This is a genomic window from Nocardioides sp. TF02-7 (genome assembly GCF_022437945.1).
In the GTDB taxonomy this organism is placed as follows: Bacteria; Actinomycetota; Actinomycetes; order Propionibacteriales; family Nocardioidaceae; genus Nocardioides.
This window is the reverse complement of the sequence record NZ_CP092535.1, coordinates 2,644,115-2,662,932: the sequence shown is the minus strand read 5'-3', so window position 1 is coordinate 2,662,932 and position 18,818 is coordinate 2,644,115. Positions and strand designations below refer to the sequence as shown.

Here is an 18,818-nt window from a genome sequence, read left to right as displayed (position 1 = left end):
GTTTCCGTCCGCTTTCGCCGTCTCGACCTCACCGGAGCCCTGATGCGAACCCTGCCGCCGACGCACTCGACCGACCTGCTCGTCGCCGGCCGACGGATCCCCCGGCGAGGGCGCGGAGCTGGCCGTCGACGACCCGGCGACCGGGGAGGTGCTGGCCCGGCTGCCGATGGCCACGAACGCGCAGGTGCTCGCGGCGGCCGACGCCGCCGCGGCGGCGTTCGGCCCCTGGTCGGCGCTGGAGCCGGCGGAGCGCTCGGCGGTCCTGCACCGCCTGGCGGACGCGCTCGAGGCACGCCGGGACCTGCTGACCTCCACCGTCGTCGCGGAGGCCGGGACCCCGATCGCCCTGAGCCGGGCCCTCCAGGTCGACGCCCCGCTGCGCCACCTGCGGTGGTACGCCGACCGGGCGGGCGCCGACCGCACCGAGTCGCTCGGCGTCGACGCGGCCGCCCCCAGGAGCGAGAGCATCATCGGCCACCGCCCGGTCGGACCGGTGGCGGCGCTGAGCGCCTACAACTACCCGTTCCTGCTCGCGGTCTCGAAGGTCGGGGCGGCACTGGCCGCAGGCTGCACCGTGGTGCTGCTGCCCTCGCCCCTGGCTCCCCTGACCACGCTGCTGGTCGCCGACGCGGCCGAGGAGGCCGGCGTGCCGCCCGGCGTCCTCAACATCGTGGTCGCCGGTCGCGACGAGTCGGTGGCGCTGACCCTCGCTCCCGCGATCGCCAAGATCAGCTTCACCGGCTCGCTCGAGGTCGGCAAGCAGGTGATGCGGCAGGCGGCGGAGGGCGTGAAGGGCGTCGTGCTCGAGCTCGGCGGCAAGTCGCCGAACCTCCTCCCTGCCCGGGGTCGACCTCGCGGCGGTCACCGAGGCGGTGCACCTGCGCTACCTGCGCAACGCCGGCCAGGGCTGCGCCTCGCCGACCCGGCTGCTCGTCCACCGCTCCCAGCTCGAGGAGTTCGTCGAGCGCAGCGCCCGGGTGTTCGCCGACGTGCCGGTCGGGGACCCGTGGGACGAGCGCACCGTCGTCGGACCGGTCATCAGCGCCGCCCACCGCGACCGCATCGAGGCGATGGTCTCCGACGCGGTCGCGGACGGGGCCGAGGTGCTGGCGCGCGGCACGGTGGCGGCGGAGGTCGCCGGACGCGGCTACTGGACCGCCCCCGCCCTGGTCGGGGGCGTCGCCTCGAGAGCGCGGATCGCGCAGGAGGAGGTCTTCGGCCCGGTCGGCGTCGTGCTGCCCTACGACGACGTCGACGAGGCGGTCGCGCTCGCCAACGACACCGTCTACGGCCTCGCGGCCAACGTCTACGGCGACGCCGACCGCGCCCGCCAGGTCGCCCCGCGGCTGCAGGCCGGGCTGGTCACCGTCAACGGCGGCGGCGCGCTGCGCCCGGACGGGGTCTTCGGCGGGTTCAAGGCCAGCGGGATCGGCCGCGAGCACGGCGAGTGGGGCATCCGCGAGTTCCTCGAGCCGCAGCACGTCCAGTGGCCGGTCTGACCGGCCGAGCAAGGAGGCAGGGTTGAGCAGCAGTCCAGAGGCGGTCCGCACCCGGGTCGTCGTGATCACCGCCGGCGGCGACGGGATGGGTCGCGCGGCCGCGCTGCGCTTCGCCCGCAGCGGCGCCCACGTCGTCGTGACCGACCTCGACGACGGCCGCGCCGACGCCGTGGCGGCCGAGGTGGTCGCGGCCGGCGCCACGGCCGAGGCGCACCGGCTCGACGTCAGCGACGTCGACGCCGTCGAGCGGCTCGTCGACACGGTGGGCCGGGCGCACGGCCGGATCAACGTGCTCTACAACAACGCCGGCGTGCCGGGGCCGAGCGGCACCGACATCGCCCGTGCCGACTTCGACCGGCTGCTGGCCGTCAACCTCGAGGGCGGCCTGCGCGCCTGCTCGGCGGCCGAGCCGTGGCTGGCCGCCGGTGCGCCGGACGCCTCGGTCGTGTTCACCAGCTCGGTCGCGGGACTGGTGGGGTCGCCGCTGAGCCCGCTCTACTCGGCCTCCAAGGGTGCCGTCGTCTCGCTGACGAAGTCGCTGGCGCTCGCGCTCGCACCGCAGGGCATCCGCGTCAACGCTGTGTGCCCGGGTCCGGTCGACACTGCGATGCTGCCGCGGTTCGTGTCGCGCGACGACGACGTCTCCCCCACCGACAGGCGGGCGATGCTGGTCGGCTCGGTGCCACTCGGCCGGCTCGCGTCGCCGTCCGAGGTCGCGGCCGCCGTGCACTTCCTGGCCTCGGACGAGGCGTCGTACATCACCGGCGTCGCACTGCCGGTCGACGGCGGGTACACGGCACGATGAGCGCCGACCTCACCCCGGACGCCCCGCTGCGCTTCGGCATCGTCCTCGACTGGGTGCACGGACCGGAGGTCAGCGCGGCCCAGCAGATCGAGGAGCACTGCGCGATCCTCGAGGAGGGCCGCCGCTGGGGGATGTCGCTGTTCACCTCCGGGCAGCACTACCTGCCCGAGCGGCTCCGGTTCTACCAGCCGGTGCCCTACCTGGCCGCCCTCTCCCAGCGGTTCCCGGAGATGCGGGTGGCGACCGCGATCCTGCTGATGCCCCTGCTCCACCCGGTCCAGGTGGCGGAGGAGATCGCGACGCTCGACGCGGTGACGGGCGGCCGCGCCGTGTGCGGGGTGGGGCTGGGCTACACCGACAAGGAGTTCGAGCTCTTCAAGGTCGACCGACGCGACCGCGTCCGGCGCACGGAGGAGGCCGTGGAGCTGATCCGCGCGCTCTGGTCCGGGGAGCCGGTCGACCACCACGGCGAGTTCTTCGACGTCACGTCCGACGCCTCCGTCGTGCTGCCCGTGCAGCGCCCCGGCGTCCCGATCTGGATGGGCGGCGGCGCCGAGGCCTCGGCCCGCCGGGCTGCCCGGCTCGGCGACTGCTTCTACCCGCCGCCGTTCGTCAGCCACGACGAGCTGCGCCGCCTCTTCGCGGTGCACGCCGCCGAGCGCGCCGCCCTCGGTCGCGGGCCGGCCGAGACCGTGCCCGTACGCCGCGACCTCTACATCGCGGGCTCCCCCTGCCGAGGCGGCCGCCCGCGTGGAGCCCTTCGTCAGCGGCCGCACCCGCACCTACCTCGAGTGGGGCCTGGGCAAGGAGTCCGAGAAGTCGGCGATCCTGCCGGACGACGCCGTCGACGACCTGCGGACCCGGCTGCTGCTCGGCACCCCGCAGCAGGTCGGCGACGGCCTCGACGCCCTGCGCGCCGACATCGGGATGACGGACTTCGTGCTGCGGCTCCAGTGGCCGGGCATGGAGCTGGCCGAGGTGCTCGAGCAGCTGCGGCTGTTCGGCTCGGAGGTCCTGCCGCTGGTGCGGTAGGACCCGGACGCACCGGACCCGCGCCGCCTCGGCGAGGCAGCGCGGGTCCGAGTACGAAGGGGATCAGCCGAGCAGCTCGGCCAGGACCTCGTCGGTGTGCTCGCCGATCGCCGGGACCCCGTGGTAGCCGGGACCGTCGTAGCCCTCGAGGTGCAGCACCGGACCAGGGGTGAGCACCCGGCCGAGGGCGCTGCTGCCGGTGATCTCCACCAGCGTGCGCTCGAGGAAGTGCGGGTCCTCGACGATGTCGCTGGCGTCGTTGACCTGGGGAGCAGACGACCTCGAACTTCTCCAGGATGTCGAGGACCTCCGACCGGGGCCGCTCGGCGACCCAGGCCTTGACGATCTCCTGCAGCTCGTCGTTGTGCTGCATCCGGACCTCGTTGGTCGCGTAGCGCGGGTCGTCGATCATCTCCGGGCGGCCCATCGCGGCGAACAGCCGCTTCGCGATGCCCTGGTTGGACGCCGCGATCGAGAGCCACTTGCCGTCCGCGGCCTCGTAGACGCCCCGCGGCGAGGCGGAGCCGGTGCCGTTGCCGACCCGTCCCTGCACGAAGCCGGTGCCGGTGTAGTTGATGATCATGTCGCCGATGATGAACATCAGCGGCTCGTAGAGCGCGATGTCGACGTGGTCGCCGACGCCGCTGCGCTCGCGCCGGTAGAGCGCCATCGCCGTCCCCATCGCGGCAGCGATGCCCGCGATGGAGTCGGCGAAGCCGAACGGGGGTGAGGTCGGCGGGGTGTCGGGCCACCCGTTGATGTAGGCGAACCCGCTGCCGGTCTCCGCCACGGTGCCGAACCCGGGGCGCTCCCGGTTGGGGCCGGTCTGGCCGAAGCCGCTGACGCTGGTCATGACCAGGCCCGGGTGGTCGGCGGCGAGCGCGGCGTACCCCAGCCCCCACTCGTCCATCCGACCGGGCCGGAACGACTCGATCACGACGTCGACCTCGCCTGCCAGCCGGCGGACCAGGTCCTTGCCCTCCTGCGAGCGCAGGTCGACGCCCACCGAGCGCTTGCCGCTGTTGAGCCGGGCGAAGCCGAGCGACTGCCCGTTCTTCATCGGGGTCCACTGGCGGGCGTAGTCGCCGGCGTTCGGGTCCTCCACCTTGATCACGTCGGCGCCGAAGTCGCGCAGCATCCGACCACAGGTCGGGGCGGCGTACATCGTGCCGAGCTCGAGGACGCGGATGCCGGCGAGCGGTCCACCGGCCCGGTCGTGCGCCATCAGATCCTCCACTGGATGTGCTTGACCTCGAGGTACTCCCGCATGCCCCACTCGCCGAGCTCGCGACCGACACCGGAGCGGCCGTAGCCGCCGAACGGAGCGTCCGGGCGCATCGCGCCGCCGCCGTTGATCCAGACCGTTCCGGCCCGGATCGCCTCGGCCATCCGCCGCGCCTGCGTCGGGTCGTTGCACCAGACGTTGGCGGCCAGGCCGTACGCCGTGTCGTTGGCGAGCCGGATCGCGTCCTCCTCGTCCTTGAACGGCAGGATCACCGCGACCGGGCCGAAGATCTCCTCCTGGACCGCCCGCGCGTCGGGCGGGAGGTCGCCCAGCAGCACGGGGTTGACGTACCAGCCCTTCTCCGGGAGCGGCTTCGTCACCTCGAGCAGCTTCTTCCCGCCCTCGGCGACCGAGCCGTCGACGAAGCCCCGGACCCGTGCCTGGTGGTCGGGACGGATCATCGGCCCGATGTTGGTCGCCCGGTCCCAGGGATCACCGACCACCATCTGGTCGAAGGCCGCGGCACCGGCCTCGAGGAACTCGTCGTACTTGCTCTCGTGGACGAGCAGCCTGGCCAGGGCCGCGCAGCCCTGGCCGCCGTTGCGCGACCAGCGCAGGTGCATCTCGACGGCGATCTGGCTGACGTCGACGTCGGGCATCACGATGCTCGGGGACTTGCCACCCAGCTCCAGCGTGACGCCGGCGAGGTTCTCCGCCGCCTGCGCCATGATCCGCGAGCCGACCGCGTCGGATCCGGTGAACGAGACCCGGTCGACGTGCTTGTGCGACGACAGCTGGACGCCGACGTCGGTGCCGCCCACGATCACGTTCATCACGCCCGGCGGCAGACCCGCCTCCTGGATCAGCTCGCCCAGGAGGAGCGTGGTCAGCGGCGTGCGGGGCGAGGGGAACAGGACCACCGTGCAGCCCGCGGCCAGCGCCGCACCGAACTTGAAGATCGCGAGGTTCAACGGGTAGTTGTACCCGGTGATCGCGGCCACCACGCCGACCGGCTGGTGCACGACGTCGCTCATGGTGGGAACCGGCTTGTCGTACTCGCCGAGGTGCACGGTCCGGTCGGTCTTGGCGGCGTCGGCAGCCCACCGCAGGTGCTCGTCGACGGCCATCTTCACCTGGAGGTACTCCGCCAGCGAGACCGGCGTGCCGACCTCGTTGACGATGGAGGGAAGCAGCCGGTCGGCGGCCTTCTCGAGCACGTCGGCGAGCCGGTGGATGTGGCGCGAGCGCTCCTCGCCGCTCAGCGCCGCCCACGCGGGGAACGCTGCTCGGGCGGCCGCCACCGCCGCGTCGACCTGCGCGGCGGAGGCGCCGCCGACCGTGGCGATGACCTCCTCGGTGGCGGGGTTGTAGACGTCCCAGGTCTCCCCCTCGGGGTCGACCATCCGGTCGCCGATGAGCAGGGTGCGGGCGGCCGGGACCCAGGAGCGCAGCTCCTCGATCCTGTCGTCGGTCACGGTCATGGTGTCACCTCTCTGGATTGGTGGGCGCTCAGTAGCTGCGGGGCAGGCCGAGCACGTGCTCGGCGACGTAGTTGAGGACCATCTCCTGGCTGATCGGTGCGATCCGCATCAGGCGCGCCTCCCGGAAGTACCGCTCGACGTGGTACTCCTTGCTGTAGCCCATCCCGCCGTGCACCTGCAGCGCGACGTCGGCGGCGTAGAAGCCGGCCTCGGCGCACAGCCACTTGGCGTAGTTGGCCTCGGCGCCGCACGGTTGCTGCTGGTCGACCAGCCAGGTGGCCTTCTGCAGCACGGCGTCGGCGGCCTCGAGCCGGATCTTCGCCTCCGCCAGCTGGAACGCCAGGCCTTGGTTCTGCCCGATCGGCCGACCGAAGACGACGCGCTCGTTGGCGTACCGCGTGCCGCGCCGCAGCGCGGCCTCACCGATGCCGAGCATCGCGTTGGCGGCGACGACCCGCTCGGCATTGAGGCCGGTGAGGATCACCTTGAAGCCCTTGCCGACCTCGCCGACCACGTCCTCGTCGGCCACGAACAGGTCGTCGATGAAGAGCTCGTTGCTGTCCACCGAGTTGCGGCCCATCTTCGGGATCGAACGGATGGTGACCTTCTCCCGGTCCATCGGCGCGAAGAACACGGTGAGGCCGTCGGTCCTCTTGGCGCACTCCTCCTTGGGCGTCGTGCGCGCCAGCAGCAGCATCCGCTCGGCCTGGTGGGCGTTGGAGATCCAGACCTTCTTGCCCGACACCAGCCAGCCGCCGTCGACCTTGCGGGCGAAGGTGGAGATGTTGGTGGTGTCGATCCCGGCGTCGGGCTCGGTGACCGCGAACGAGATCTGCAGCTCGCCGGTCGGCACCCGCGGCAGGTACCGCTTCTTCAGGTCCTCGCTGCCGTGGTGGAGGATCGGCTCGAAGCCGAAGATCCCGATGTGCACCGAGCTGCAGCCGCCCATGCCGGCGCCGGAGCGGGCGATCTCGCGCTCGACGATCGCCGCCTCGGTGACGCCGAGACCCCCCGCCGCCGTACTCCTCGGGGATGGTGAGACCGAGCCAGCCGCCCTCGGTGACGGCGTTGTAGAAGTCCCAGGGGAACTCGTGCTTGTCGTCGCGCTCGGCCCAGTACTCGTCGGGAAAGCGCTCGCACAGCGTGCGCATGCCCTTGCGGATGTCCTCGTGGACCGGGTCGGGTGTGTAGTCCATGACGGTTCCTTCCAACCGGCCGCGGGTCAGCGGGCCGCGGTGCTGTCGTAGGTCTCGGCGGTGACGCCCTCCTCGCGGAGCGCGGCCTTGCGCACCTTCTCCGACGGCGTCTTGGGCAGGGCGGGCGCGACGCGGAGGTAGCGCGGGATCGCGAACGCCGGGATCCGGCCGCGGCACCACTCGAGGATCTCCGCCGGGTCGGCAGGCTCCCTGGTGACGACCACCGCGAGCACCTCGTCCTCGCCCGCCTCGACGTCGGCAGGTACGCCGATCACGGCGGCCTCCACCACGGCGGGGTGGCCGAGCAGGGCCTGCTCGACCTCGTAGGAGCTGATGTTCTCCCCGCGCCGACGCAGCGCGTCCTTGTAGCGGTCGATGAAGTAGAACCAGCCGTCCTCGTCCTTGCGGAGTGCGTCACCCGTGTGGAACCACAGGTTGCGCCACGCCTCGACCGTCTTCTCCGGCATGTTGTAGTACCCCATGCTGCAGGTCCACGGGTGGACCGGTCGGACGACGAGCTCGCCGACCTCGCCGACCGGCACCTCGCGGTCGGTCTCGGGGTCGACCAGCCGGATGTCGAACCACTCCTTGTTCTGGAGCCCGGCGGCGCCGGCCGGACGGTCGATGCCGTACGGCGACATGATCGGCGCCGACGTCTCCGTGAGGCCGAAGGCGTCGACGAACGCCTCGATGCCGTAGCGCTCCTTGAACTCCTCGACGATCGAGCTCGCCGTCGGGGCGGCGTAGACGCAGCGGAGCTTGTTGTCGCGGTCGTCGGGCCGCGGGGGCTGCTTCCAGGCGAAGTCCATCATCACGCCGACGAAGTTGGTGACGGTGACGCCGGACTCGCGGACGTGGTCGATCCAGCGCGACGCGCTGAACTTCGAACGGACGACGGCGCGACCGCCCGCGACGATGACCGGGTAGACCGCCATGAACGTCGCGTTGCCGTGGAACAGCGGCGTGGTGGTGAGGTAGACGTCGTCCGGTGTGAGTCTCGTCAGCGAGTGCACGATCTGCGCGAAGAAGTACAGCTGCGAGTGCGGCATGGCCACGCCCTTGGAGGGCCCGGTGGTGCCGGAGGTGTAGAAGATCGCGCCGAGGTCCTGCGGCCGCGGCTTCGGCAGCTGCGTCCTCTCGGTGGCCTCGAGCTCCTCCCAGGCGGTCGCAGCAAAGCCGTGCTCGGTCAGCAGGGCGATCGCCTTGTCGCGGATGCCGGCGCCACTGTCGATCACCCAGAACTTCTCGATGCCACGCGCGTGCTCGGCGACGGCGACCCAGCGCTCGGCGAGGTGGTCGTCGATCACGGCCCACCGCGCTTGGGCGACGTCGAGCTGGTGGCGCAGGAACTCCCCCTCGTAGTTCGTGTTGATCGGCACCTCGACGAGGGCACCGACGGCGGTGGCCCACCAGGTGCGCACGAACCGCGAGGAATTGGCGGCCATCAGCACCACGCGGTCACCCTGCCGGGCACCCGCGGCGTAGAACGCCGACGCGATCCGTTCCGATGCCTCGAGCGCCTCGGCGTAGGTCCAGGACGCGTCCTCCTCGGGGGTGTCGAGGCAGACCGCGTCCGGCCGCTCCGCGGCGTGGTGCCGCAGCACGTGGTCGAGCGTCCAGGTCTCGGGGTCGGGGAACGCGGGGACGAGGCCGGTGTAGTACTGGGTCGCCGCCACCTCAGGCCTCCTGGGGGACGGCGTAGGCGGCTTCGTCGATGGTCGTCCGGGCCTGCAGCGGCAGCATCGCGGGGACGATGTCCTTGCCGAGCCGGTTGATCGCGGCGATCGTCTCGTCGCCGTCCATCGTGGGCCACTGCGGCCGCAGGAGGATCGGGTCGACGGGCAGCTTCTCGACGTAGTCGGTCAGCGTCGCCACCACGTCGTCCGGCGTGCCGATCACCGCGTGTCCGGAGACCGCCTTCGCGAACTCGTTCTCGAGATCCTTGTCGGCCATCACGTCGAGACCCTTGTTGACGTAGGTGAGGTAGCGGCCCTGGGCGACGCGTGCGAACTCGACGATCGCCTCCTCGCGGGTGTCGGCGACCAGGCAGTTGCGGCGCAGCGGCTGGGGCGTGAACTCCTTGCCCCGCGCGGCGAACCCGTCCATCACGATCTGGTGGCGCTCGGCGATCTCGTGCATCGGGGTCTCCGGCGGGCACGCGTAGGCGTCGCCGTACTTCGCGCAGCGGTTGACGCCGGGGATCGCGTGGGCGCCGATCCAGATCGGCGGGTGCGGGTCCTGCACCGGGAACAGGTGCGGGTGGACGTCCTCCAGCTGCCAGTACTTGCCGTGGTGGGTCACCGAGTCCTGGGTCCAGAGCTTCTTCATCAGCTCCAGGGACTCGTCGAACCGGCCGGCACGCTGCTTGAACGGGATCCCGAAGTAGTCGAACTCCTCGGGGCGGTAGCCGAGGCCTGCGCCGAAGATCAGCCGACCCTCGGTCACCACGTCGAGGGTGGCGATCTCCTCCGCCAGCATCACCGGGTGGTAGAGCGGCGCGATCATGATCTGCGTGACGAGCTTGACGTCGTGGTCGACCTCGGCCGCCAGCCGCGCCAGGAGCGGCACGGGCTGGAGCCACCGCAGCTCGCCGTAGAGGAAGTGCTGGCCGATGGCGATGTACGTGAAGCCGTTGGCCTGCGCGGCCTCGACGATCCGCAGCACGTCCTTGAACTGCTGGGACGGCGAGACCGACTTCGGCACGTCGCTGAGGAGGAGACCCATCTGGACCATGGGAGTGCCTTTCCGGAGTTGAGGAGGAGGGATACCGACGAGGGGGGCGGGTTCCGGTCAGCCCGGGGTCGCGGGCAGACCACCCGCAGCCCATCCGCCGTCCACCGGGAGGACGACCCCGGTGATGTAGCTGGCACGGGGTGAGACCAGGAACGAGACTGCGTCGCCGATCTCCGTCGGCTCGCCGATGCGGTTCATGGGGATCCGCTCGAGGTAGCGGTCGAGGGTGACCCGGCCGCTCTCGACCATCGAGCGCTGCATCTCGGTGCTGAACGTCCCCGGGGCGATCGCGTTGACGCGTACCCCGGCCGGGGCCCACTCCATGGCGAGCGAGCGGACCAGGCCGTCGACACCGGCCTTGGAGGCGCAGTACGACGCCCGGGCGCCGAAGCCCTGCGACGCACTGATCGAGCTGAGCATGACCATGCTGCCGTCCTCGGCGAGGAACGGGCGAGCGGCCTGGGCACCGACGAAGACGGCGCGCAGGTTGACGTCGAGCACCCGGTCCCACTCCGCGAGCGGGTATCCCTCGGTCTCCCCGGGCGAGGTCACGCCGGCGTTGAAGACGGCGGCGCGGAGCCCGTCCCCGAGCTCGGCAGCGCGCCGGCAGGCCTCGGCGACGACGTCGCCGTCGCAGACGTCGCCGACCACGGCATCGTGGCCGCCACCCAAGGAGGCGGCGACGTCCGGTGCGTCCTGCGCGACGTCGACCAGCACGACGGCGTACCCGTCGGCGGCCAGGACCTGGGCGATGCCCTTGCCGATCCCGCGTGCTCCTCCCGTCACCACGACGCCCCGGGCGCCGGTGGTGGCGCGGGCGGACCCGACCTCGTCATGCACCGCGGTCATGCGCAGCTCCTCTCGAAACCGAATGTGGCGACGCTAACACTTCTAGGCATATTGTGACAATCATGCGCCTAAATACGAGACAGGGAGTCGCCATGGACCTCGACCGCGCCACCAGCACCACCCTCGCAACCGCTGAGGACCTGCCCCGCCAGCTGCGGGCCCTCGCCGACAAGGACGCGATCCGCGCGCTCGGAGCGCTCTACTCCGTCGCCGTCGACGACCACGACCTGGACACCGTGGTCCGCTGCTTCGACGCCGACGGCACCTTCACCCGCGCCGGGCAGACTTACGCCGGCCACGAGGTCCTGCGCGAGTTCTACGCCGGGATGATGGACCGCTACGTGACCACCCTGCACATCCCGAACTCACACGTCATCGACGTGGACACCGACGCCGGCACCGCCGTCGGGCTGCTCACCGGCCAGGCGGAGCTCGCGCTCGGCAACCGGTTGCTGATGGCGGCGTACCGGTACGACGACCGCTACCGCCGTCTCGACGACGGCCGCTGGGTCTTCGCCGGCCGCGAGCTGCGGTTCATGTACAACGTGCCGTTCGAGCAGATGCCGACCAGCTTCACCGACGCCCGGCGGATCCGGCTTCCCGGCGCCCCGTACGCCGAGGCCGACTACCCCGAGACCCTGCCGACCTGGACCACCTACCGCTCCTGAGCACGACGACGGCGGCCCGGCACCTGTCGAGGCGCCGGGCTGCCACCACCAGCGCCCGCGCGCTGGTCGGTCGGTCTCAGCGGCCGACGTGCGCGTAGTTCGCCCCGGCAGGGGCCAGGTACAGCGTCCGCTGCACCCGGATCTTCTTGTGGGCGAGCCTGAGCTCGCCGTCGACCTCGCGGTGCACGTCGTCGTAGACCCCGATGACGACCCTGGTCTGCTCCTCCTCGTACATCGAGGCCTCGAAGTACGCGTGGGTGACGACGTCGTCGCCGTCACGCTCGGCGAGCACGTTCGTCACGACGTGCTTGCAGACCGGGATGTTCAAGGCGTTGTGCGCGCGGTAGACGTCGAGGAACGCCTCGACGCCCTCCTCGGTCGGGTGGTCGCCCCGGGTGATCTTGATGTCGTCGGTGACGATCGCGCGCAGGGTGTCGAGGTCGCCCTCGTCGACGGCGCGCGCGTAGCGGTGGTAGACACGGGCGCTCCGGGCGGCGAGCACGCCGAGGTCGTCGTTGTGGTCGGTCATTTCGCTGTCAGCCCTCCGTCGACGGGAATGGTCACGCCGGTCACGAAGCCGGCGTCGTCACTGGCGAGGAACGCGACGACCCCGGCGATCTCGTCGGGCGTCGCGGGCCTCCCCCAGCGGAACGAGTGAGATGAAGCTGCTCATCAGGTCGGCCATGTCGGCGCCGGGGTCACGGCCGAAGAAGGTCGGCAGCATCGGGGTGTCGACGGGTCCGGGGCACACGCAGTTGACCCGTACGCCGTCCGGGCCGCCCACCAGCGCCAACGACCGGGTGTAGGCCGTCAGCGCACCCTTGGTCAGCGAGTAGAGCGGGCTGAACGGCGACCCGATCATGGCGGCCGTGGACGCGGTCATCGTGATCGACCCGTGACCGGCCGCCTTCTTGACCAGCTCGTAGCCGAGCGAGGCGACGTAGAAGGCGCTCTTCACGTTGACGTCGATGGCGGTCTCGAAGTCGTCCTCGCTGACGTCGAGACCGCCCGGTCCGGGCATCCCGACCTGGTTGTGGAGGGCGTGGAGCACTCCGTGGTCCCGCTCGATCCTGGCGTAGAACGCGCGCAGCGAGGGGACGTCGGTCGCGTCGAGCTGCACCGCCTCGGCCCGACCACCGGCAGCGGCGACCTCCTCGGTCACGGCGCGAGCCTTGTCCTCCGACAGGTCCGCGACGTAGGTGTGCGCACCCTCCGCGGCCAGGCGCAGCGACACCGCACTGGCCCATCCCCGACCCGCCGCCGACGACGGCGGCGACCCGGCCCTCCAGGCGGCGTCCCACCGCGGCGCTCATCCGTCCACCTCCGCCAGCCGCCGTGACAGGACCGGGTCGGACATGGAGCTGAAGAAGCCCACGACGAACGCGGTCGGGTCGAGGGAGTCGGAGACCGAGATCATCGGCTCCCGCCCGGCCGCCTGGGCCTCGGCGCGCTCCTTGCGCCCGCGTTGGATCTCCTCGACGGCGACGTCGACCCGGTCACCCTCGACCTCGTAGAGCGCGAGGTACCGGTACGGGTTCTCCGGCGCGCCCGGCAGCTCTGCGACCTGGAACCGCTGGCCGCTGGCGAAGCCGTCGAGCTTGTCGACCGTCTCGCGCAGGTGCACGTCGTACCACTCGTTGAACTCCGCGTCGCGGCCCGGCTTCGCGCGGCTCAGGACCACCATCAGGTGCTTGGCCACGGTCAGCTCGTCCTCTCCGACGACGACACCGCCTGGCCTGCCCGCCGCCCGGTGTCGGCGTCCGCGGACATCCCACGGCCGTTGCCAGGGATCTTGCGCTGGTCGTGGCTGGCGGTGATCCCGACCGGCTTCACCTCGAAGACGACCCGCTGGGGACTGTCGAGCAGCTTGCGCCAGGAGTCGGGGTCGGCAGGCTGCAGTGCCCGGGTGAACTTGTCGAGGAACCAGTCCTTCGTCTCCTGGTCGCGGTGCACGGTGACCTCGCCCCCGCACCGACAGCATCCGCCGGCCCGGCAGGCCGCTGCCGGCGCTCGACACGACGATGCTGACGCGCTGGTCGCGGGCGAGGGCGCGGACGTGGCCGCGGCCCTCGACGGCCGTCAGCCAGAACACGCCGTCGACCTGGATGTAGCTCATCACCACACCACAGGGCCAGCCGTCCTCGTTGGTGTACACGAAGGTGCACTCGGTCTGGGTGTCGAGCAGCTCGGCCCGGCCGGCGACGTCGAGCTGGGTGCCCGTGAGCTTCTCGAGGTTCTGCGTCCCGAGCTCCGCGCTCGGGCCTGACTGGGCGGTCATCACGTGCCTCCTGGCCGGGGATCCCGGCGGTCGTGGTGTCGTGGAGCTGCGGTCGCGTGGATCGGAATCCGTGATTATGATTACACGAGATCGGCCCTTCTCGACAAGAGTGCGGGGAGATACCGTTAATGATGATCATCATTTCTGCCTGGTGCCGCGCCGCGGCCCGACCTGGGAGGCTCCCATGACCGATGCCGTCATCGTCGACGCCGTGCGCACCCCGACGGGCAAGGGCAAGGAGGGCGGCGCCCTCTCGTCCGTGCACGCCGTCGACCTGCTTGCCAGCGCCCTCCAGGGACTGGTGTCCCGCACCGGGATCGACCCGGCGATCGTCGAGGACTTCATGGTCGGCTGCGTCAGCCAGGCCGGCGAGCAGTCCGCGACCCCGGGCCGCCAGGCGTGGCTCGCCGCCGGCTACCCCGTCCACGTGCCGTCGGTGTCGATCGAGCGCAAGTGCGGCTCCGGCCAACAGGCGTTGGAGTTCGCCGTGCAGGGCATCCGCGCCGGCGTGTACGACGTCGTGGTCGCCGGCGGGATCGAGTCGATGAGCCGGGTGCCGATGGGGTCGGCCCGGATGGGCGCCGACCCGCACGGTCCCTCCGTCGCCGCGCGGTTCCCCGGCCTGGTCCCTCAGGGCGTGGCCGCCGAGCTGGTCGCCGACAAGTGGGGCTTCTCCCGGCGCCAGCTCGACGAGTACTCCGCCCGCTCGCACGAGCTCGCGGCGGCGGCCGCCGACGGCGGCGGTTTCGACGCCGAGATCTCGGCCGTCGCTCTCCCCGACGGGAGCACGGTCACCGCCGACGAGACGATCCGCCGGGGCACGACCGCCGACAGGCTGGCCGAGCTCAAGGCCGTGTTCGCCACCGACGGCAACCGCGCCGCGCATCCCCACATCGACTGGAAGATCACCGCCGGCAACGCCAGCCAGATCACCGACGGCGCCGGCGCGGTCCTGGTGACCAGCGCCGAGAAGGCCCGCGAGCTCGGGCTGCGACCGCGCGCCCGGGTGGTCGCCTCGGCGGTGGTCGGCGACGACCCCACGTTGATGCTGACCGGGCCGATCCCCGCCACCGCCAAGGTGCTGGACCGGGCCGGGATGACGATCGACCAGATCGACGCCGTGGAGATCAACGAGGCGTTCGCGCCGGTGCCACTGGCCTGGTCCGCGGAGTTCCCCGACCTGCCGGTCTCCCGGCTCAACCCGCGCGGCGGCGCGATCGCACTGGGCCACCCCCTGGGTGCGTCCGGCATCCGGCTGATGACCACGCTGATCAACCACCTCGAGCAGACCGGTGGTCGCTACGGCCTCCAGTCGATGTGCGAGGCCGGTGGCATGGCCAACGCCACCATCATCGAGATCCTCTCCTGAAAGGGCACGTTGCCTTGAAGCTCAGCAGCTCCGGCTCCGCTCTCGTCACCGGCGGCGCGTCCGGCCTCGGCCTGGCGACCGTCACCAAGCTCGTCGACCGCGGGGTCCCGACCACGATCGTGGACCTGCCGACCTCGGCCGGCGCCGAGGTCGCGGAGAAGCTCGGCGACCTCGCCACCTTCTCGCCCGCCGACGTCCGGGACCAGGAGGCCGTCGACCGCGCCCTCGACGTGGCGACCGGTCGCGCCCCGCTGCGCCACCTGGTGCACTGCGCGGGCCGCGGTGGCACCGTCCGCGTCGTCAACCGTGACGGCACACCGGGTGACTTCGACGCCTACCGCGAGATCGTCGACATCAACCTCAACGGCACCTACAACGTCCTCCGTCTCGCGGCCGCGCGGATGGCGGCGAACGAGCCCCACGACGGGCAGCGTGGCGCGTGCGTCCTCACCGCGTCGGTCGCCGCCTGGGAGGGCCAGGTCGGCCAGCTGCCCTACGCATCGGCGAAGGCCGGCGTGGTCGGGCTGACCGTGGTGGCCGCCCGCGACCTCGCCCGGTCGCTGATCCGGGTCTGCAGCATCGCGCCCGGCGTGTTCGACACCCCGATCCTCAGCCGCCACGGCGACGAAGTGATCGCCAAGCTCGGCGCCCAGGTGCCGCACCCGTCCCGCCTGGGCCGGCCCGAGGAGTTCGCTGCCACGGCGCTGCACATCCTCGACTGCGACTACCTCAACGGCGAGACGATCCGCCTCGACGGCGGGATCCGGATGGCTCCGCGATGAGCGAGCCGGTCCGCACCGATGTCCTCGACGGGGTCCTCGTCATCACGATCGACCGCCCCGAGGCGCGCAACGCGATCAACACCGTGACCGCGCAGGCCATCGGCGCGGCGATCGACCGGCTCGACAGCGACGACAGCCTGGTCTCCGGCGTGATCACCGGTGCCGGCGGCACCTTCTGCGCCGGCATGGACCTCAAGGCGTTCCTCGCAGGTGAGAAGCCGTCGATCCCCGGGCGCGGGTTCGCCGGCATCGTCGAGGGCCCCCCGGAGAAGCCGATCATCGCCGCGATCGAGGGCTACGCCCTGGCGGGCGGGTTCGAGATCGCGCTGGCGTGCGACATGATCGTCGCCGCCGAGGACGCCAAGTTCGGCCTCCCCGAGGTGAAGCGTGGCCTCGTCGCCGCCGGCGGCGGCCTGATGCGGCTCCCGCAGCGGATCCCCTACCACCTGGCGATGGAGTGGGCGCTGACCGGAGCGATGATCACCGCCCAGCAGGCGGCCGAGGTCTCCCTCGTCAACCGCGTGACCGCGCCCGGCGAGGCGCTCGACGGTGCCCTCGCGATCGCCCGCAGCATCGCCGAGAACGGCCCGCTCGCCGTGCGCGCCACGAAGCGGATCATCGTCGAGTCGCCGGAGTGGAGCCGCACGGACATGTTCGACAAGCAGCGTGAGATCTCGGTCCCGGTGCGCGAGTCCGAGGACGCCCGCGAGGGCGCCACGGCGTTCAAGGAGAAGCGCGCCCCGCGCTGGAAGGGGCGCTGACGCCCTCTCGACGTACGACGGCCGGCGCCCCGCCACGGGACACCGGCCGTCCGTGCTTCTGCTGGGCTCACCGCCCGGCGGGAGTCATGCCGGGTCGGGGAACTGCGGCTTCCGCTTCTCCATGAAGGAGGCGGCGCCCTCACGCATGTCCGGGCTGCCGATCGCCTGGACCAGCATCCCGAGTCCGTTGGAGAACGAGTCGCGGGCGGCGTTCCACCACAGGTTGCTGCTGATCTTCGTGATCTCCACGTAGCGGGGACTGAGCCGGGTGAGCTCCTCCACCATGCTCGTGGCCGCGTCCTCGAGCGCGTCGTCGTCGACGACGTCGTTGACCAGCCCCATCTCGTAGGCGCGCTCCGCCGAGTACCGGCGGCAGAGCATCGACAGCTCCTTGGCCCGCTTCTCGCCGATCTGCACGCCCATCACGTTCGTCGCGCCGGTGACCGGGGAGCTCCCGACCTTGGGCCCGGTCTGGCCGAACGTCGCCGACCGCGCGGCGATCGCGAGGTCGCAGGCGACGACCAGCTCGTTGCCGCCGCCGGCGGCCGCCCCGTTGACGGCGGCGATCACCGGCCGCGGGCAGGTGCGGATCGCGTCGAAGAGCCGGAGCGACGCCTTGTAGAGCGCCCGCATCGACGGCATGTCCGGTTCGCTGAGGTTGGTCAGCGCACCACCGGCACAGAACGAGCCGTCCGAGCCGGTGATCACCACCGCGTGGTACGTCGACGCACCGTCCAGCGCCGCAGTGATGGCGTCGGCCATCGGCGCGTCGTAGGCGTTGCGCCGCTCCGGCCGGTTCAGCCGGATCCACAACGCCGGTCCGCGCTCCTCGATCAGGACGTCGTTCATGAGGTCACCTCCGCCTTGAGGACCGACCGATGGCGGTCCATGGACTTCCAACCCAGCGCGTCGTCCGCGATCAGGTTGGCCTGGATGTTGGCCGACCCCTCACCGGTCTGCCACAGCTTCGCGTAGTTGAGGTACAGCCCGATCGGCAGGTCGTCGCTGAACGCCGCCCCCGCCGAAGATCTCCGCCGCGGCCTGGGCGGCCCGGTTGCAGACCTCCCCCGCGTAGTACTTGGCGACCGAGCTCTCCCCGCGTCGCGAGGTCGCCGACGTCGTACCGCTCGGCCGCGGCACGCACGAGCGCCCGCGCCGCGGCGACCTCGACCGTCATGTCGGCCAGCTGCTTCTTCACCATCTGGAACGTGCCGATCTTCTCGCCGAAGGCGGTGCGCGCGTCGGCGTAGGACAGGGCGGCGTCGAGGCAGGCCTGGGCCAGGCCGACCGACCGGGCCGCCACCGTGAGCCGGCCGTAGTCGAGCGCGTTCATGGCGACCTTGAACCCGCCGCCGACCTCGCCCAGCACCGCGTCCGCGGGCACCCGCACGTCGGTCATGCTGACGGCGTTGGTCGGCATCAGCTTGCCGAGTCCGCGGCACGGCACCCGCGTCGCCTCGAAGCCCGGGGTGTCGGTCGGCACCACGAACGCGGTGACCCCCGGTGGCCGGCGTCCGGGTCGGTCTTGGCGTAGACGATCGCGACGTCGGCGACGTTGGCGTTGGTGATCCACATCTTCGAGCCGTTGATGACGAACGAGTCGCCGTCGGCCACCGCCCGCGTCCGCATCGCACCGAGGAAGTCCGAGCCGCCGTCGGGCTCGGTCATGGCGTTGGCCCCGAGCAGCTCGCCCGCCACCAGGCCGGGTACCCAGTGGTCGGCCTGGCTCGGCGCGCCCCAGTTCGCGATCGTGAGCGGCACTGTTGCCGCCTGGAGGTTCATCGACGCCGAGAGGGGCGGGTAGACCCAGGCCAACGCCTCGGACACCGCGGCCAGGGCACGGAACCCCGCCGCCGTGCCGCCGTACCGTTCGGAGAAGCAGCACCCGAAGAACCCGAGCTCCCCCATCTGGCGGTAGAGGTCGCGCGGGAACTCCCCGCGGTCCTCGCGCTCGGCCACGGTGGGCCGGACCTCCCTCAGGCCCCAGGACCGGACGAGGCTACCCAATTCCTCCGCGACCCCGTTACGGTCGGAGAGGTCGGTCGTTCCGGTCATCGCTGCTCCTTTCTCTGGCACCGCCCACCGCCCCGTGTACCGGCTCCGGGGCCGATCCCGAGTTCTGGGGATGGACGACAATTCG

Annotated in this window: 18 protein-coding genes and 2 pseudogenes; 6 read left to right on the top strand and 14 right to left on the bottom strand. The window is 71.6% G+C overall.

Annotated features, from left to right (window positions below; translation table 11 throughout):
- Positions 1–28: 28 nt before the first annotated feature.
- Entirely contained in the window at positions 29–865 is an 837-nt protein-coding gene (locus MF408_RS25495; protein ID WP_275693167.1) for a hypothetical protein, read from the bottom strand.
- A 7-nt stretch (positions 866–872) separates the two neighbouring features.
- Between MF408_RS25495 and MF408_RS25490 the strand changes: the two genes are divergently transcribed.
- Both MF408_RS25490 and MF408_RS13685 read left to right on the top strand, forming a co-directional pair.
- Positions 873–1,499 (top strand): aldehyde dehydrogenase family protein, encoded by a 627-nt coding sequence (locus MF408_RS25490; RefSeq protein WP_275693166.1) that lies wholly within the window; start codon positions 873–875, stop codon positions 1,497–1,499.
- Between the two features lie 22 nt (positions 1,500–1,521).
- Entirely contained in the window at positions 1,522–2,304 is a 783-nt protein-coding gene (locus MF408_RS13685; RefSeq protein ID WP_240248162.1) for a glucose 1-dehydrogenase, read from the top strand.
- 763 nt (positions 2,305–3,067) lie between these two features.
- Here MF408_RS13685 and MF408_RS13680 read toward each other — a convergent pair.
- The 7 genes and pseudogenes from MF408_RS13680 to MF408_RS13650 form a co-directional block, all read right to left on the bottom strand.
- Positions 3,068–4,561 carry a CoA transferase gene (locus MF408_RS13680; protein WP_240248161.1) on the bottom strand — a complete coding sequence of 498 codons (1,494 nt, stop codon included), beginning with the start codon at positions 4,559–4,561 and terminating at the stop codon, positions 3,068–3,070.
- Entirely contained in the window at positions 4,561–6,036 is a 1,476-nt protein-coding gene (locus tag MF408_RS13675) for an aldehyde dehydrogenase family protein (RefSeq protein ID WP_240248160.1), read from the bottom strand. The genes MF408_RS13680 and MF408_RS13675 overlap by 1 nt, the downstream gene beginning before the upstream one ends.
- Before the next feature lie 34 nt (positions 6,037–6,070).
- Positions 6,071–6,895, bottom strand: coding sequence for an acyl-CoA dehydrogenase family protein (locus MF408_RS26935; protein ID WP_345893949.1), 825 nt, complete (start codon positions 6,893–6,895; stop codon positions 6,071–6,073).
- Positions 6,893–7,042 (bottom strand): annotated as a pseudogene (locus MF408_RS26930) (acyl-CoA dehydrogenase family protein); the annotation flags it as partial. The gene MF408_RS26935 and the pseudogene MF408_RS26930, both read right to left, overlap by 3 nt.
- A gap of 222 nt (positions 7,043–7,264) precedes the next feature.
- Positions 7,265–8,914, bottom strand: coding sequence for an AMP-binding protein (locus tag MF408_RS13660; protein WP_240248159.1), 1,650 nt, complete (start codon positions 8,912–8,914; stop codon positions 7,265–7,267).
- 1 nt (position 8,915) lies between these two features.
- Positions 8,916–9,971, bottom strand: a complete 1,056-nt coding sequence (locus MF408_RS13655) for an LLM class flavin-dependent oxidoreductase (protein WP_240248158.1) — start codon at positions 9,969–9,971, stop codon at positions 8,916–8,918.
- 57 nt (positions 9,972–10,028) lie between these two features.
- Entirely contained in the window at positions 10,029–10,820 is a 792-nt protein-coding gene (locus MF408_RS13650) for an SDR family NAD(P)-dependent oxidoreductase (RefSeq protein ID WP_240248157.1), read from the bottom strand.
- Positions 10,821–10,912: 92 nt separating this feature from the next.
- Here MF408_RS13650 and MF408_RS13645 point away from each other — a divergent pair, with 92 nt between their 5' ends.
- Positions 10,913–11,488, top strand: a complete 576-nt coding sequence (locus MF408_RS13645) for a nuclear transport factor 2 family protein (protein ID WP_240248156.1) — start codon at positions 10,913–10,915, stop codon at positions 11,486–11,488.
- A 76-nt stretch (positions 11,489–11,564) separates the two neighbouring features.
- Here MF408_RS13645 and MF408_RS13640 read toward each other — a convergent pair whose 3' ends face one another.
- From MF408_RS13640 to MF408_RS13630, 3 genes and pseudogenes are all read right to left on the bottom strand, one after another.
- Positions 11,565–12,017 (bottom strand): nuclear transport factor 2 family protein, encoded by a 453-nt coding sequence (locus MF408_RS13640; protein WP_240248155.1) that lies wholly within the window; start codon positions 12,015–12,017, stop codon positions 11,565–11,567.
- A 57-nt stretch (positions 12,018–12,074) separates the two neighbouring features.
- Positions 12,075–12,734 (bottom strand): annotated as a pseudogene (locus tag MF408_RS13635) (SDR family oxidoreductase); the annotation flags it as partial.
- Positions 12,735–12,797: 63 nt separating this feature from the next.
- Positions 12,798–13,766, bottom strand: a complete 969-nt coding sequence (locus MF408_RS13630) for a hypothetical protein (RefSeq protein ID WP_240248154.1) — start codon at positions 13,764–13,766, stop codon at positions 12,798–12,800.
- 184 nt (positions 13,767–13,950) lie between these two features.
- On the opposite strand from MF408_RS13630, the gene MF408_RS13625 reads away from it, so the two are divergent.
- The 3 genes from MF408_RS13625 to MF408_RS13615 are packed head-to-tail and all read left to right on the top strand — an operon-like array spanning position 13,951 to position 16,678.
- Positions 13,951–15,135: a thiolase family protein gene (locus MF408_RS13625; protein ID WP_240248153.1), complete on the top strand. Its 1,185-nt coding sequence runs from the start codon at positions 13,951–13,953 to the stop codon at positions 15,133–15,135.
- A 14-nt stretch (positions 15,136–15,149) separates the two neighbouring features.
- Entirely contained in the window at positions 15,150–15,917 is a 768-nt protein-coding gene (locus MF408_RS13620) for an SDR family NAD(P)-dependent oxidoreductase (RefSeq protein ID WP_240248152.1), read from the top strand.
- Positions 15,914–16,678 (top strand): crotonase/enoyl-CoA hydratase family protein, encoded by a 765-nt coding sequence (locus tag MF408_RS13615; protein WP_240248151.1) that lies wholly within the window; start codon positions 15,914–15,916, stop codon positions 16,676–16,678. The genes MF408_RS13620 and MF408_RS13615 overlap by 4 nt, the downstream gene beginning before the upstream one ends.
- Positions 16,679–16,762: 84 nt before the next feature.
- On the opposite strand, the gene MF408_RS13610 is transcribed toward MF408_RS13615, so the two are convergent.
- The 3 genes from MF408_RS13610 to MF408_RS13600 form a co-directional block, all read right to left on the bottom strand.
- Positions 16,763–17,527 carry an enoyl-CoA hydratase/isomerase family protein gene (locus MF408_RS13610; RefSeq protein ID WP_240248150.1) on the bottom strand — a complete coding sequence of 255 codons (765 nt, stop codon included), beginning with the start codon at positions 17,525–17,527 and terminating at the stop codon, positions 16,763–16,765.
- A 70-nt stretch (positions 17,528–17,597) separates the two neighbouring features.
- Positions 17,598–18,164 (bottom strand): acyl-CoA dehydrogenase family protein, encoded by a 567-nt coding sequence (locus tag MF408_RS13605; protein ID WP_240248149.1) that lies wholly within the window; start codon positions 18,162–18,164, stop codon positions 17,598–17,600.
- Complete coding sequence (locus tag MF408_RS13600) at positions 18,098–18,733, bottom strand: acyl-CoA dehydrogenase family protein (protein WP_275693165.1); 636 nt, start codon at positions 18,731–18,733, stop codon at positions 18,098–18,100. Before MF408_RS13600 ends, MF408_RS13605 begins: the two co-directional genes overlap by 67 nt.
- Positions 18,734–18,818 lie beyond the last annotated feature (85 nt).

Excerpts from the sequence above, each read along its gene's own strand:
- MF408_RS13655 (WP_240248158.1), bottom strand. The coding sequence starts at position 9,971 with ATGGTCCAGATGGGTCTCCTCCTCAGCGACGTGCCGAAGTCGGTCTCG.
- MF408_RS13625 (WP_240248153.1), top strand. The coding sequence starts at position 13,951 with ATGACCGATGCCGTCATCGTCGACGCCGTGCGCACCCCGACGGGCAAG.
- MF408_RS13600 (WP_275693165.1), bottom strand. The coding sequence starts at position 18,733 with ATGACCGGAACGACCGACCTCTCCGACCGTAACGGGGTCGCGGAGGAA.
- MF408_RS13610 (WP_240248150.1), bottom strand. The coding sequence starts at position 17,527 with ATGAACGACGTCCTGATCGAGGAGCGCGGACCGGCGTTGTGGATCCGG.
- MF408_RS13640 (WP_240248155.1), bottom strand. The coding sequence starts at position 12,017 with ATGACCGACCACAACGACGACCTCGGCGTGCTCGCCGCCCGGAGCGCC.
- MF408_RS13630 (WP_240248154.1), bottom strand. The coding sequence starts at position 13,766 with ATGACCGCCCAGTCAGGCCCGAGCGCGGAGCTCGGGACGCAGAACCTC.
- MF408_RS13650 (WP_240248157.1), bottom strand. The coding sequence starts at position 10,820 with ATGACCGCGGTGCATGACGAGGTCGGGTCCGCCCGCGCCACCACCGGC.
- MF408_RS13645 (WP_240248156.1), top strand. The coding sequence starts at position 10,913 with ATGGACCTCGACCGCGCCACCAGCACCACCCTCGCAACCGCTGAGGAC.
- MF408_RS13680 (WP_240248161.1), bottom strand. The coding sequence starts at position 4,561 with ATGGCGCACGACCGGGCCGGTGGACCGCTCGCCGGCATCCGCGTCCTC.
- MF408_RS13615 (WP_240248151.1), top strand. The coding sequence starts at position 15,914 with ATGAGCGAGCCGGTCCGCACCGATGTCCTCGACGGGGTCCTCGTCATC.